Genomic DNA, 15,828 nt, shown 5'->3' with positions numbered 1-15,828 from the left:
ATGCTATTTAATATTATTCAGTTTTTTTATTACTTCAACCTCTTCTTTTTTGTAAGGCGTTCCATCTTTTCTAAACACCTCATGAAACCATTCTTTAGGCTCCTCACCACTTGGAAGCGGGGTATCCCAGGCATACTTGGTATTTGATTTTCCATCCACCAAACCCCAGTTGATAGCACCAATGTTTTCCTTTTTAAGCATAGGCATAATATTCTCAAAACGGCTTCCACGTGTGCGGGCCATATATTCGGTACAAATCATTGGCCTGCCATGTGAACGCAACATGCCAATTACACGCTGATGCCATTGAGGTTCTTCGTAGTCATGATAGGTGATAACATCAGAGTTTAAAGCCTGAAAAGCATTCAGTTTATCATAATCCCATGCCCAAAGCCCTGCGCTGATTGGTTGCTGTGGGTTGACAGCTCTTGCCCAGGTAAAAACGCTTTTTAATAAAGGATATGAAGTAGTTAATTTACCTGAATTCCCAGGTTCATTATATAAATCCCATAGTAAGATGCGTTTATCTGCCTTGAAGCGCGTTAATACATCTTTTACATATTTTTCCAATGCCGGAAAGTTGGCCGGCTGTTTTGAGTTTGGATCACCCGGATCTTGTACCCAGCCTGAATTGTGTATACCTGGCTTTGGTGCAGGTTGCTTTCCAATTTTAGCTTGCTTATTCCAGCAATCATCAAAAAACACAAATATGGTTTTGATGTGGTGACGGTCGGCTATTCCCAAATAACGGTCCATTCTCTTTTTGAATCCGGCAGGGTCCTGTTTCCAGGCTAGGCTATGCAGATAAACCCGTACCGTATTGAAACCAATACCGGCTGCCCAGCCTAATTCTTTATCAATGGTCGCGGCATCAAAGGTGTCTGCCTGCCACATTTCTAATTGGTTAATTGCAGTACTGGGTAAGAAATCAGCACCGTTGATCCATTTGTATTGCTTGTACCAGGCGTTTGCCTTTTCGATCGACCATACTTTACCAACTACCGGAGTGGCTTCCTGCGCATGCAAAGCGACAGTTGTACACAGTATGAGTAGCAGCAAAAAACTAACGTATTTTTTCATAGTTTAAATTATTAGCCAAGGCCAAAGCCTCGCATTTACTATTTATTTTTTTGTGACGGAATAGGCATTTCAACACCTGCTTTTAAAGGAGCGCCAAAGTTTGGAGATCCATCTGCATTCCAGATAAATTTTTGTGCCCTTGGCGAGCGGTTGCCGCCGCAACCCTGTCCCGGCTCCGGATTAGCGTGGTATAAAATCCAGTCTTCCTTTCCATCCGGAGATTTAAAGAATGAGTTGTGCCCCGGTGCATAAACTCCGTTTTCGGGTGATTGCTTAAACACCGGCTGTGTGCTTTTCACCCATGATTCGGCATTAAGCAGGTTTTTACCTTTAAGAGTAAGCATGCCCAAGGCATAAAAATCTGTCCAGCAGCCGCTGGCTGAATAAATGAGGAATACCCTATCTTTATTCATCAATATTTGTGGTCCTTCATTCACATCTACATGCGGCGGATTGTTGGGGTCGTTTAAATCACCATGCTTTTCCCATTCAAACTGCGGACTTGATATCTTATATCTCTTTCCGTCAATAGTCCATGGGTTTTTCATTTTAGCAATGAATATTTCCTGCTTCTGGTTTACATCGCCTTCCCAACCTGCCCAAATCATGTACAGTTGCTTTTTGTAAGTGAATACCGAGCCGTCTATTGCCCATTTATTGGTAGCATCGCCAACTTTACCTTTAAAGGTCCATGTACCTTTAAGCGGATCGGCAGATGCGTTTTCCAACACATACATGCGGTGATTATTGTTGTTGCCGTCATCGGCTGCAAAATACACGTACCACTTTCCGTTAATAAAGTGAATTTCAGGAGCCCATAGGTCTTTAGAGTAAGCTGTATTAGGCGGAGGCGTAAATACGGTTTTACGCTCAGCTGTTTTCAAATTGGCTAAATTCTTAGTTTTCCAAATTACGATCCGGTTTTGCGTGGTATGTGTATAGTAATAGTAGCCATCCTTATAAATGCTCCATGGGTCCGCCCCTGATGGTAGCAACGGATTGGTGAACGTTTGGGCTATGCTCATTTTTGCAATGAACATGATTACAAAAACCAGTTTGAGTTTCAACTGAATGCTTGCTCTATCCATACTATTTCTCGCCAGATGGACTATTAATTTTCAAGCCAGTTGCTACAGGCTGACCAAAGTCGGGGCTGCCATCTGCTTTGAAAGTAAACTTTTGCATTCTGATGTTCCTGCGGTCGGCACATCCCTGGTTAGTTGCCGAGTTGGCATGGTAAATAAGCCAATACTCTTTCCCATCAGGTGATTTAAAGAACGAGTTATGGCCAGGACCATAAGCATTGCTTTGAGGCAGTTTGCTGAATACCGGTTGAGTTGATTTTGTCCAGTCGGCTTTTACCAACGGATTACCACCTGCTTTTAAACTCAGCTGACCTAAAGCATAATCATCGGTACCGCAATAACTGGCCGAGTAAATTAAAAACACTTTATTATCGGGCGATATTAACGCCTGTGGGCCTTCATTTACACCGAAACCATTCTTCTCCCATCCAAATTCAGGCTCAGTTAGCTTGGTAGCGGTTCCTGTTAAGGTATAAGGGTTAGCCATTTTGGCAATGTAAATGTTCTGCGTTAAGTTTTGGTTGGTTACATCGGGGCGGCCGCACCACATAAAGTAGCGGGTTCCGTTCAGTTCCAACACCGAGCCGTCTATAGCCCAAAAATCGGTATCTGTTGTAAATAACCTGCCTTTGTCAACCCAGGTTCCTGTGGTTGGATCGGCACTGCTGTTTTCTAAAACCCAGGTGCGTTGTTTAACATCATTACCATCACCTGCGGTATAATATATGTACCACTTGCTATCAAAATAAAACAGCTCGGGAGCCCATACATTTCGTGAATTAGCTGCACCTGCCGTTGGTGTAAACACGGTTTTAGGAATAGCCGTATTTAACTTTGACATGGATGTGGTGCTCCACAAATTAATAGAGCTTCCATTAGTTTGCGTGTAATAGTAAACGCCATCTTTTTGAAAAACTGATGGGTCTGCACCATTCATTAAAGGGTTAGAAAAGGTACTAACTCCTGTTGTAGGGTCAATAGGTTCAACATTAATTGGCTTATCTGACTTCCCACATGATAGATTGACAGAAATCAATGCTGCCAATAAAATTGAAGCCAGCTTGAAACGATTTCTTATTTGATATTTATTCATAGGTCATGGATTTAAATATAATTACCGACCCAATTAACAATCGCCTTTCCTGACTTGCAGGAAAGACGATTGCCGATTAGCTTAATATTTTGGATTTTGTGTAAGGTTTGAGTTTAAGTCGATATCTAATTGAGGTATCGGGTAGTACTCATGTTTGCCAACAATAAATCCGGTAAATTCAGCATCCCTGCTTGCAAGTGCCGGACTTAAATCGCCCCAGCGTAGCAAGTCTGCCCAACGCCATCCTTCACCTGCAAGTTCGGTAACACGCTCATGCTTAAGCTGGGTTAAAAACTGTGCCTGGTTTAAACTTGGCTTGGCTGTAGAAAGCGGCGCCAAACCGGCACGCTGTCTAACACGATCAACGTAAGGGTAAGCCTCACCTGTTCTGTTCAGTCCGTTTAAACACTCGGCATACATTAACAATACATCGGCGTAACGTATTAAGCGATAGTTGTTTGGTGAGCGGAAGCCCTCTTGGTTCTTCCAGTGGTCGTTAAGTAATTTACGGAACCATACCCCATTGGCATCAGGGCCATTACCATAACGGCTTTGGAAGGTTTGACCGTATACAATAGTTGCTGTTGGACCTGCCGGGTTAGCATTATTGAAAATAAACGATGCAGCCAAACGAGGGTCTTGTGCGTTAGTTGTGGTTCTCTCCTGCAAAAACTCGTCAACAACCCAACGGCGTGCAGCACCATCAGAGAAACCTACACCTGGAGGAGCAAAGAATTGAGAGATAGACGTACCGGTGTTATTGATCCTTGATTCATCCACATCATCATCAGTACTTTCCGACTGATTTTCACTGAATTGAATTTCAAATACCGACTCGCTGTTGTTTTCTCTTGATATAATGAAATTGTCGCGGTAGTCGGCGGTTAAAGAGTATGTTCCGTTACCAGCACCGGTTACCAGGTAAGCAAACGCGTTTAACGCATCCTGATATTTGCGTTGCTGCAAGTATGTTTTACCCAACAATGCATAGGCAGCACCTCTTGTTGCTCTTCCTAAATCTGATGCCGGATAGCTTACCGGCAAATCAACGGCCGCCTCTGTTAAATCCTTAGCCACTTGTGCATAGGCTTGTTCAGTAGTCGCATTAGGTGGGGCGTCGGTAGGTTGTGATGGTTGTAACATAAGTGGCGGGCGACCATAATAGAGCGTAAGATTGAAATAGAACAACGCTCTCAAAAACTTTGCTTCAGCAATAATTCGCTTCTTGGTCGACTCGTCCATGGTAATCCCCGGTACGTTAGCAATAACCTGGTTTGCACGGAATACGCCTACGTATAAATTGGCCCATGTTTGAGCAGTAAGCCCATCATTATAATTGGTTTGATTAAATCGCATGAGGTTATTAAGCCCCCCGTCACCTCCAGAGCCAAAACCTTCATCTGATTTTAATATACCGTGGTAAAATAACCACCGCGAGTATAAGCTTGCCGTACGGTAAAATGTACTATATACGGCATTAATTCCCTTTGTCGCATCTGAACTTGATTTCCAAAAATTGGCAATTGTAAGGGCATTAGGGTTAGGTTCGTTAAAATCTCTTTTGCATCCTGATAATACGATCAATGCTGATGTGAATAGGATTATATATTTTTTCATGTTCTTTTTATTATTTAGAATCCAACACTAAAGCCGAATGAAACAATTCTTGAAGACGGATAATTTCCATTATCTACACCAGGTTCAAGATTGGCATTTGCGCCTACCACGTCGGGATCAAGACCTTTGTACTTAGTAATGGTGAAAATGTTTTGACCGCTCACATATAACCTGGCATTGGTTATACCGGCCTTAGTGAGCCATTTAGATGGAAGATTATAGCCAAGCTCAAGGTTGCGTAATCTCAGGAACGATCCATCTTCTACCCAACGGTCTGAATTACCACGTGCATTTTCGTTTATTCCACGATCATTAGCGGCAAACTGGTAACCTAATCTTGGATAACTGGTGTTGGTATTGGTTGGTGTCCAAGGGTTAATTGCTCTGCGATAGTTTGAATTACCGTAGCTATCTAAATCTCTTATTACATCATTGTACAGTTTTTGACCAAATGCGCCATAAAGCTGTAAAGAGAAGGTGAAGTTTTTGTAACCCGAATTAAATTGCAGCCCCGATGTAAATTTAGGAAAAGGAGATCCGGCAAAAACCCTATCCTTGTCGTTAATATCATCATTGGTTCCACCGTTCACAACATTCACGTAACGTATATCTCCCGGTTTGGCATATGCGCTTTGTGCACGATGTGCGTCAATCTCTGCCTGATTTTGGAATAAACCATCAGTTTTCAATACATAGTACTCACCAATCGAACGGCCAACTTGTGTTCTTGTATTTCCTGATTGCAAGTAATTTTTAGGTTGCCCTGTTTCGGTATCAATACCTAAATTACCGAGTGATAGCACTTTGTTTCTTATTACACTAATGTTTCCGGAAACATCCCAACGGAAATCGCCTGAAGCCTTTGGACGATAAGTCAGATTTAATTCCACACCCTGATTACGTATAGAACCAATATTTGCATATGGATTGTCTATCAAATTTCCTAAATAATACCCTAAAGGTGGTCTGAGTAATACGTCTTTTGAGGTTGATCGGAATATATCGAAGTTCACGATTAACTCGTTGTTAAACATGGCGGCATCGAAACCTAAGTTGATTGTCTTTTTAGATTCCCAACGTAAATCGTCTGCCGCTAGTTTAGCTTGGATTGCTCCTGGATACGTTACCTGGTTTGATCCGAATACTGCATCTGGAGCTTGATTTAACGCTGCATATATATCATAGGCGTTAAGAGTATTTATACCTAAAACGCCGTAAGAACCTCTTATTTTTAAATCAGAAATCCAGTCGACTTTGAAAAAGTCCTCTTTAGACAGTCTCCAGGCAAGTGCCGCTGATGGAAAATAACCTGTTTTGTTTTTAGGCGAAAACCGAGAGTCTTTATCAGCTCTGAAGGTCAATGAAAGAAGGTATTTATCTGAGTAAGTATAATTTAAACGTCCTAAGTAAGAGTCTAATAAATTTCTTGTTAAAAGTCCTGATGAGTTACGACCAGCTCCCGCTGCAGAGCTTAATGTTGTGAAATATTCACCATTAAACTGTGTCATATTGATGGCAGACCCAAACGTATTATCAGTTTGTGTTGTTTGTTGCGTGTAACCAACAACACCGTTTATACTGTGCTTACTGAAATTATAATTGAAGTTTAAAGTGTGTTCTAAAAGATAACTTAGATACTGTGAACGGTTGTCGCTCAACTGGCTAAAGTCAGGAGATTGGTTTTGGTACCACGATCCTTCTTTGCGGATTGACTTATTTTTATCAAAGCTGGATTCTAAACCTACGTTAAATTTATAAGTTAAGCCTTCAATAATCTTGAAATCCATATAAGCATTACCTAATATCTTGGCAAAATTCGATTTGGAAGATGTAATATTTGCTACAGCAACTGAGTTGCGTGAAAAGGTATTAATGTTAGCATTTGAACCGTAGCCCCAACCACCAGGGTTATTGGCGCTTATCAAAGCATCGTCTCGTACAGGTATAAGTGGCACACTGCTAAACATATCATACCAAGGGTTGCCTGCAAATGCACCACCTTGGAAAGGTGAACGAGATATTGAAGAAGACAAGGCAATGTTTTCGCCAAATTTAAAACGCCCCTTGGTTGTCTCGGTATTTACCCTAAACGAAGCACGTTCAAACTCGCGGGCAATAAGTACACCTTTGTCTTTGAAATATCCGGCCGATATCAAGTACTTTGATCCGTTTCCACCGCCTGAGATATTGGCATTGTAATCCTGCACGTACCCAGTACGTAACGTTTCATCTACCCAATCAGTATTTACCCGGCCATTGTAATTAGCTACGCCTGGCTGTATTGCCGCGCCTGAAGCTTGATAAGCTCTTGTATTTGTAGCTGCATATTCTGCAGCGTTCATCATATCATAGGTTTTTGGAACCTTTGATATACTGTAACGAGCGGTTACACTGATTTTGGCTGGTCCTTCTTTACCTTTTTTAGTGGTTATTAAAATAACACCATTACCCGCACGTGAACCGTAAATTGCCGCTGCTGATGCATCTTTAAGTATTTGTACGTCCTCAATGTCATTAGGGTTTATAGTGGTATTAGGATCGCCAATCATACCATCAATCACATAAAGCGGGTTGGCATTACCCAAAGTTCCTAAACCACGGATGTTTACAACAGCTTCCTGTCCTGGTGCACCACCGGTTCTAACCGATACCCCTGGTACCTGGCCCTGCAATGTTTCGGGTAACGAGCGTGAAATCAGCTTTTGTGTGTTTGCGGTATTTACTGAGCCTGCTGCCCCGGTAAGGTCTCTTCTTCTTACCGATTGGTAACCGATAACGACAACATCATCCAAAGAGCTGTTAGACGCTTGCAGTGTGATATTAACTACAGGGTTACTGCCTATAACCATCTCCTGGCTTGTGAAACCAATATAGGTGAATACCAGCGTAGAGTTTTCGGGCGCCAATATGCTGTACTTTCCGTTAGCATCAGTAATGGTAGACTTACCACCACCTTTTACGCTAACTGATACGCCAGGCAAAACTTCTCCCGAAGCATCTTTTACAGTTCCGGTTACCTGAATGTCGGCACGATGGGCTTCGTTGTTCAGCGGGTGACTATCTTTAACAGCTGCATAACCCGGCGATAGCATGGCCGCTAATGCAAGCGGTACCACTATTGCTTTCTTCAGGTTGTCTGCCCGATAATCACGAAGTAAGTGAAGTAAATTTCTTCTTCTCATAATTACATTTGGTTTTGGTATTTATTTAATTGATCAAAGTACTGTACGCGCAGGCGTTAACTCCCGCGTTGGTGTTTACCTTTTCGTCATTTGTTTTTTAAGAATAGTTTATTGGTTAGTGGCCAAATCTTTGGGAGATTTGTTTCAGCAATGTTAGCTTTTTAACCCAATGTGAGGTATAAAATTTGGTTCAAATACTATAAAAAATGTTGACACAAATTTTTACATAGTATCAAAAAGTGCGTTTAAGTATACATAAAGGCACTTTTTAAAAACAAGCACCGAATTACTCTAATTATTGTAGCAACGCAAAAACAGTTTGGGTTTACATTAGCAGTTCTACATTTACTAATGCTTTCTCAACATTATAACCAGTTTGCTGTTGGTATAAAACAGGGCATCGCTTTTAACCAATGGCATTTGCTTGAAGCACTTTTTGAAATTTAACGGCAAGTAACAATGGCTTTAACTAACGCCAAACCCAAAGATCTGGCTTTGCATGTTCTGGAGAAACTGGAACATAGCAAACTTGCATTGCCTATACCGCCGTTAACCGTTTTGGAAAACTTGTTTGAATGCGTGTTTTTTGCCAGCATGCGCACCGAAGAAAGCGACCTGGTTAAGGTTACTGTTACGCTTATTGATCCGCAAAACCCAGATCCAAAGCCACCCCGTAAAATTGTGCCCGAACGCTGGAGTAGCATCAGCTTTGAAAGCCCTATTGATTTCAGTATTAAAGGACTTGTAAAACTTTCAAAAGCTTCTGATCCATCAAGTACATCACTGGCCGTTTATTATGATGCCAATGGCAAACTATTTATATGGGGGTTAATTGACCAGGCTTTACATTATCAAAGCTTTTTAAATTACGAGTCAGAATCGGGGTCAGAGCAGCCGGGCTTGTTCCAGGTATCGGTAAGCGATATAGGCACGCTTGATGTTTTATTTGATTATGAGTTGCTGGCCACTTTGAAGCAAAACATCCTTATTCCACGCTACCTTGATGTGTTTACCATAGGTCCTATATCAAAAATATTGAAGGCAAACGCAACGAGCCTTAAAGCCGATATAAAACTTTTTTTAGCAGAGCAACATCCGGGTGAGGCCTATGATGACTGGGAAACGTTTGTTGACAGTCTTTGGATACAAACACTGTCGAGGCTGTTACTTCGTATACAAAAGTATCACCATGGCGGAGCTATACTCATATCAAACACGCTTACTGATGTTGACGTAAAGTACCTGATTACTTACGACAGGCTTAAGCTGGCTGTAAGTAATTATGCAAAAGAAACTATCAATAATTACGTAGCCGAAACATTGATTGACAATCATATTGCCAGCGGAAAAAAAATGATGTCGAAAGACTGGTATATTGAAGAATCAAGATCATTACTGGCCAAGCAGGGAATAGCTGATGAAATTAAAGGGTGTATATCCTTTTTAGCTTCACACACCTGCGTAGATGGCGTATTATTGTTTGCTCCTGATATGATTTCGCAAGGTTTTGGCGGGGTTTTAAAAGCACGTAAAACACCAAAAAAAATATTTATTTCACCCACAGCTACAGCAACACCCAAATCTCTTTTAACAACCGATCCTACCCATTTTGGCACAAGGCACCGCTCTATGATTGCCTACTGCTGGAACCACCCCGGAAGCCTGGGGCTGGTTATATCACAAGATGGCGACATCCGGGCTTTTTACCGCATTGAAGAAAAGCTTATTATGTGGGAAAACATTAAAACACAGCAATTTATTAAGAGCCGCAAACTGAAGCGCACGGCGCCTAATGTGTGATTAAACTTTTACAGCAGCATCCCTATTTCCTGTAATGTACTTCTCCATCTGTTGTGGCCGGATGTTTAGCGTGCAAACGGTTATAAAACTTAGCAGGTAATCATTTGTTGTGAAGCTGAATATGCAACATCAGCACCGTCCTTACTTGCCCATCGCCAACTACGGTATAATTGGTAATCTTCGTACAGTTGCCCTGGTATCCATGTCGGGGTCAATTGATTTTATGTCGTTTCCACGGTTTGACTCACCTACTGTTTTCACCGCATTACTTGATGCCAACCGCGGCGGATACTTTTCAATTGAGCCGCAAATGGCCGAATTGCAAACCAAGCAACTATATTTACCAGGAACTGCGGTTCTGATTACCCGCTTTTTTTCAGACGATGGTATAGCTGAAATAACCGACTACATGCCCTTAACACCGCATGATGAGCAACCACCGGCAGCTATAGTGCGTAAGGTTAAGGCTATTAGAGGTAAAATCACTTTTAAAATGCATTGCGTACCGCGTTTTAATTATGCCGCTGCGGAGCATACCAGTACACTGCATAATAATGAGATTGTTTTTACGCCGGTGGACAATGGTCATGTCGAGCTTAGGCTTATGGCCGACGTTAATCTTGAACTTAAGGACAATGATGGCTATGCAGAGTTTACACTGGATGAGCTGCAAATGGCTCATGTGGTTTTAGAAGCAGCAGATACTAATCAGCAGGAGACTCGTAAAACCGCGCACGTTAAAGACTATGTTGCCGGCAGTTACCACAAAACGGTTACCGGATGGCGTAAGTGGTTAAGTAAATGCAATTATAAAGGACGTTACGCCGAGCTTATTTTCCGGTCGGCTATAACGCTTAAGCTCATGACTTCTATTGAGTTTGGTTCGGTAGTAGCTGCGCCAACTTTTGGTATACCTGAAACGCTTGGTGGCAACCGTAACTGGGATTATCGCTTTACCTGGATAAGAGACGCCGCTTTTACCATGTATGCATTTTTAGCTTTAGGATTTTATGAAGAAGCTACCCAGTTTATGGAATGGATAAGCAGCTTGTGCCGCGATACAGACTTAAACCTGCTATACGAAATAGATGGGAAAAAGGATGGCGAGGAAAAAGAGCTTGACCATTTAGAGGGTTACAAAGCATCAAAACCTGTGCGTATTGGCAATGCAGCAGCCAATCAGCTTCAAACTGATATTTATGGTGAGTTGATTGATACCATTTATATATACAATAAACTGCACAAGCCCATAACCTATGAGTTTTGGACCCTGATTGAAAAGCAAATTTCATGCGTAATACGCGATTGGAAACTGCCTGACCATGGTATATGGGAAATAAGGGGTGAAAAACGCGAGTTTTTACACTCACGGTTGATGTGCTGGGTGGCTATGGACCGCGCTATTAAAATTGCCGAAGACAGATCGTTTCCTTATCCGCAGGCTGAATGGCAACAGGTACGCGACGAAATTTACAAAGACATCTATCTTAACTTCTGGAATGAGGAGGTACAGGCATGGGTACAACATAAAGAAAGTAAGCATGTTGACGCAAGTGTACTACTAATGCCGCTTACTCATTACATTGCTCCGCTTGAACCCAGATGGCTTGCTACTATGACAGCTATTGAAAAGCAACTAAAATTGGATGTACTTATTTACAGGTACCGCAATAACGTTGAAAAGATTGACGGTTTGGAAGGCGAAGAAGGTACATTTAATATGTGTTCTTTCTGGTATATTGAAGCATTAGCTAAAAGCGGCCGTATTGAGGAGGCGGTTGAAAACTTTGAGAAGATGATAGGGTATGCTAACCACTTAGGCTTATTTAGCGAAGAGTTGAGCAGCAAAGGTGAGTTGCTTGGTAATTTTCCGCAAGCATTCACCCACTTATCGCTTATTAGCGCCGCACTCGAATTAAACAAACAACTGGAACGGCTTTAATTAGGTTTATATCTATTTGATGACAACTGTAATACTGAAAAAAGCCTGATTGCATAACAATCAGGCTTTTTCAGTATTATGTCTAAAAACTCAATCCGTGCTGATCTATCAAATAAACCAGCGATGCTATCGAGGCTGCGCCAAGTTCCAATTCACGCTTGTTAACATTTTCAAATACATCATTAGGGGTGTGATGAATATCAAAATAACGCTGTGAATCGGGTCGGAAACCGATAAGCTGTATCCCCGGATGTGATTCCTTTAACGGACCAATATCTGTTCCTCCTCCACCAGCTACCAAACGGTCGGTTTCATACGGTTCAAGCAGCTTTTTCCATTGCTTGTTAATATTGGTTAAAAATGCCGGTGTAGCGCGTTCAAAGCTGAAACCACGTGGTGTAAATCCACCTTCGTCTGTTTCAATTGCGGCAATATGTTCCTCCTTATCAGCCTTAGCTTGCTCAGCATACTTTATACCACCTTTATGGCCATTTTCTTCATTCATAAAAAACACCGCGCGTATGTTGTTCTTAGGTTTATAGGCAATTGCTTTAAATACGCGCAACACCTCTGCCGATTGCATTACTCCAGTCCCGTCATCATGCGCACCCTCAGCAAGGTCCCATGAATCAAGATGCCCGCCAACGGTTATATACTTGTTGCTGTTGTCTGACCCTTTTATTTCTCCAATTACATTGTAAGAAAGTACATCGGGCAAGGTACGGCAATTGGTTTTCAGGAAAAATTTTACTGGCTGCCCGTTACTTTTCTTGAGCATTGCACTTAGTTTATTTGCGGCTATAGTTGAAATTGCAGCTGCCGGTATCTTAGGATTGTTGCCATAATTCGTTCCTCCTGTATGAGGAAAATCATCAATTGCAGCCGTTAGCGAGCGCACTATAACTGCAACAGCACCATACTTTGCTGCCATACCGGGGCCGGCATTACGCTGATCGCCTGCTGTACCATATGCGCTACCTGTTTCAATAAATCTATTGTCAAACGGGCGGTTAAAAAACACAATCCTACCTTTAATCTTTTCTGCACCTAACGCTTCAAGTTCCTTTAAACTTCGCAGCTCAACTACCGGGGCGGTTATACCTGTTGCAGGGGTGCTAACTGACATGCCCAAAGCAGCCAGGGCAACCGGCACACGCTTATTACCGGTAACTATAAAACCTTGTTCTTTTTGCCCGCGTTCCCAATGCGGAACCATTACTTCCTGCAGGTAAACCTTATCAAAGCCATAACTCTCCATCAACGTTTTACTCCATTGCACTGACTTTGCCGCACCCGCCGAACCACTTAAACGCGGACCTATCTTTTTGCACAGATAGCGCAGATTTTCATAGCACTTACCGTTTACCAAGGCTTCATCAAAAATTTTACGCAGCATAACGGAATCGGTACTTTGAGCAACAGCAGGTAAGTACAGGCCTGACATAGCCAACGCAACTAGTACGGCAATTTTGAGTTTCATGTAGTGTTAGTTAATAGTTTAATGCCGTAATATAATAAATCAGGATATTTTATCCCAACTTAAGCCACCATTTCGGGTTTGGAAAGATAGATGAAGTATCTGATTTTCGGGCAGTGCCAGTTGCGGATCTTTGGCAAAGATATCTTCAACGGTTTTACGGGCCTGCATAAGCAGCTCTTGGTCCAGTGCCAGGTCTGCAAGCTTCAGGTCGAGTACCCCGCTTTGCTGAGTGCCCTCTACATTTCCTGGCCCACGCAATTGAAGGTCAATCTCTGATATTTCGAAACCGTTATTGGTGCGCACCATAGTTTCGAGTCTGATTTTCCCCTCACGGCTTAGCTTGTTACCGCTCATTAACAAGCAGTATGACTGTTCGGCCCCGCGGCCTACACGTCCCCGTAATTGATGTAACTGCGATAAGCCAAAACGCTCGGCATTCTCAATAATCATTACAGATGCATTTGGTACGTTTACACCCACCTCAATTACGGTAGTAGCTACCATAATATGTGTTTCGCCTTTAACAAAGCGCTGCATCTCTTCGTCCTTCTCGGCTGGTTTTAATTTACCATGCACTATGCTTACCTGGTACTGCGGTTTCGGAAACTCATGCGACATGGTTTCAAACCCATCCATCAGGTTTTTGAGGTCTAGTTTTTCGCTTTCCTGTATAAGCGGGTAAACCACATACACCTGTCTGCCTATAGCTATTTCACGTTTAATAAGGCCATACATTTGCAGGCGCTGGCTTTCATAAAAATGAAGCGTTTCAATAGGCTTGCGGCCCGCAGGTAACTCGTCAATAACCGAAACATCCAAATCGCCATACAGCGTCATGGCCAGCGTACGCGGAATGGGCGTAGCTGTCATTACCAATATGTGAGGCGGTACGATATTCTTTTTCCAAAGCTTAGCACGCTGTTCAACACCAAAGCGGTGTTGCTCATCAATTACTACCAAGCCAAGGTTTTGAAACTGCACCGCATCTTCAATTAAGGCATGTGTACCAATAAGGATTTTCAGTTCGCCGTTCAGTAGCTTTTCATGCAATACTTTGCGGTCCTTCTTTTTAGTAGAGCCGGTAAGCAGGGCTACTTCCACAAAGCCGTCTCCTACCAAACTTTGTATAGAAATGAAATGCTGATTGGCCAAAATTTCTGTAGGAGCCATAATGCAGGCCTGAAAGCCATTGTCAATAGCTAGCAGCATGGTCATGAGTGCTACCACAGTTTTACCACTACCTACATCTCCCTGTAGCAGGCGGTTCATTTGTACACCGCGCTGGGTATCCAGCCGTATTTCCTTCAACACTTTTTTTTGAGCGCCGGTAAGCGGAAAGGGTATTTTCTCCTGGTAAAAGGTGTTGAAGTAATGGCCTACCTTATCAAATACATTGCCTTTAAACTTCTGTGTTCTGATAAGTTTATTTTTCAGTAGTTTAAGCTGGATGAAAAACAATTCCTCAAATTTAAGCCGATGTCGTGCCTCATGAAGCTGCCGGGCATTTTCAGGAAAATGAATATATCTGAAAGCCTCGGCCCTGCTCATCAGCTTAAATTTTTGTATAATATAAAGGGGTAGCGTTTCGCTAACATCGCGCAGGCATTGCTCGAGTAAGTTAGCCATTAGCTTTTGCAAGCCTCTGCTATCTAATGAGTAAGATTTCAGCTTTTCGGTGGAGTTATAGCCTGGTTGAAGCGTGAGGTTACTCATTCGCTTTAAAGAATCGGGCGAATATGGCTCTACTTCTGGGTGGGCCATTTGAGTTTTGCCATTAAACTCGGATGGCTTACCAAAAATAATGTAAGCTTTACCAACTATTATAGTTTTTTCGACCCATTTTATGCCTTGAAACCAAGCCAGCTCCATTATACCTGTATCATCCATGGCATGAACAATAAGGCGCTTGGTATGCTTTTCTCCTAAAATTTCTTTGTGGGTAACACGGGCTATAACCTGCACATGAGGCAACTCAGCATTCACATCGCGTACCTTGTAAAAGCGCGTACGGTCAATGTATTTAAAAGGAAAATGCCTTAGCAAATCTCCGTAATTAAAAATGCCCAGCTCCTTCTTCAAAACGTCGGCTCTTGCGGTGCCAACACCTTTTAAATAGTCGATGGGCGTTTGAAATACCTGTTGATTCAAGGCAATATATCTGTTTCTTGTTACGGCCTGTAAGCCACAACTGAAATTTCAACGTTTACATTTTTTGGCAGGGCAGCAACCTGTACAGTTTCGCGGGCAGGAAAATTTGAGGTAAAATACGATCCGTAAATTTCGTTAACAACTGCAAAATCACCCATATCTTTCAAAAAAATACCTGTTTTTACCACATTGCTAAAATCAAGTCCTGCAGCGGTCAAAATCGCTTTTAGGTTCGCCATTACCTGGTGAGTTTCGGTAGGGATATCGGTTAACACCAGTTCGCCACTTTGAGGGTGCAGGGCAATTTGACCTGATACAAATAAGGTATTACCCGCCCATACAGCCTGGTTATAAGGGCCGATAGGAGCAGGTGCATTTGGGGTATTGGTTATAGTGCTCAT

Annotated in this window: 10 protein-coding genes; 2 read left to right on the top strand and 8 right to left on the bottom strand. The window is 42.4% G+C overall.

Annotated elements, in window-relative coordinates; genetic code table 11:
• Positions 1-3: 3 nt before the first annotated feature.
• From GO816_RS05930 to GO816_RS05910, 5 genes are all read right to left on the bottom strand, one after another.
• On the bottom strand, positions 4-1,080 hold the full coding sequence (locus GO816_RS05930; RefSeq protein ID WP_157540434.1) for a cellulase family glycosylhydrolase: 1,077 nt from the start codon (positions 1,078-1,080) through the stop codon (positions 4-6).
• Between the two features lie 38 nt (positions 1,081-1,118).
• The gene (locus GO816_RS05925) at positions 1,119-2,120 is read right to left on the bottom strand and encodes a glycoside hydrolase family 43 protein (RefSeq protein WP_232336504.1); all 1,002 of its coding nucleotides are present in this window, start codon (positions 2,118-2,120) and stop codon (positions 1,119-1,121) included.
• Positions 2,121-2,169: 49 nt separating this feature from the next.
• Positions 2,170-3,258: a glycoside hydrolase family 43 protein gene (locus GO816_RS05920; RefSeq protein ID WP_157540432.1), complete on the bottom strand. Its 1,089-nt coding sequence runs from the start codon at positions 3,256-3,258 to the stop codon at positions 2,170-2,172.
• An 81-nt stretch (positions 3,259-3,339) separates the two neighbouring features.
• Positions 3,340-4,875 carry a RagB/SusD family nutrient uptake outer membrane protein gene (locus GO816_RS05915; protein WP_157540431.1) on the bottom strand — a complete coding sequence of 512 codons (1,536 nt, stop codon included), beginning with the start codon at positions 4,873-4,875 and terminating at the stop codon, positions 3,340-3,342.
• Between the two features lie 14 nt (positions 4,876-4,889).
• The gene (locus GO816_RS05910) at positions 4,890-8,057 is read right to left on the bottom strand and encodes a SusC/RagA family TonB-linked outer membrane protein (protein ID WP_157540430.1); all 3,168 of its coding nucleotides are present in this window, start codon (positions 8,055-8,057) and stop codon (positions 4,890-4,892) included.
• A gap of 459 nt (positions 8,058-8,516) precedes the next feature.
• Between GO816_RS05910 and GO816_RS05905 the strand changes: the two genes are divergently transcribed.
• Positions 8,517-9,857, top strand: a complete 1,341-nt coding sequence (locus GO816_RS05905) for a putative sensor domain DACNV-containing protein (protein ID WP_157540429.1) — start codon at positions 8,517-8,519, stop codon at positions 9,855-9,857.
• 121 nt (positions 9,858-9,978) lie between these two features.
• Positions 9,979-11,799 (top strand): glycoside hydrolase family 15 protein, encoded by a 1,821-nt coding sequence (locus GO816_RS05900; protein ID WP_157540428.1) that lies wholly within the window; start codon positions 9,979-9,981, stop codon positions 11,797-11,799.
• Between the two features lie 82 nt (positions 11,800-11,881).
• Here GO816_RS05900 and GO816_RS05895 read toward each other — a convergent pair whose 3' ends face one another.
• Genes GO816_RS05895 through GO816_RS05885 form a run of 3 tightly spaced genes read right to left on the bottom strand, consistent with a single transcriptional unit; the run spans position 11,882 to position 15,828 of the window.
• Complete coding sequence (locus GO816_RS05895) at positions 11,882-13,279, bottom strand: M20/M25/M40 family metallo-hydrolase (RefSeq protein WP_157540427.1); 1,398 nt, start codon at positions 13,277-13,279, stop codon at positions 11,882-11,884.
• 39 nt (positions 13,280-13,318) lie between these two features.
• On the bottom strand, positions 13,319-15,427 hold the full coding sequence (gene recG / locus GO816_RS05890) for an ATP-dependent DNA helicase RecG (protein ID WP_157540426.1): 2,109 nt from the start codon (positions 15,425-15,427) through the stop codon (positions 13,319-13,321).
• A 20-nt stretch (positions 15,428-15,447) separates the two neighbouring features.
• On the bottom strand, positions 15,448-15,828 hold the full coding sequence (locus tag GO816_RS05885) for a RidA family protein (RefSeq protein WP_157540425.1): 381 nt from the start codon (positions 15,826-15,828) through the stop codon (positions 15,448-15,450).

This window comes from Mucilaginibacter aquatilis (assembly GCF_009755275.1).
Taxonomy (GTDB): domain Bacteria; phylum Bacteroidota; class Bacteroidia; order Sphingobacteriales; family Sphingobacteriaceae; genus Mucilaginibacter; species Mucilaginibacter aquatilis.
Note: the sequence above shows the minus strand (reverse complement) of the source record. Positions and strands in the feature narration are given on the sequence as shown.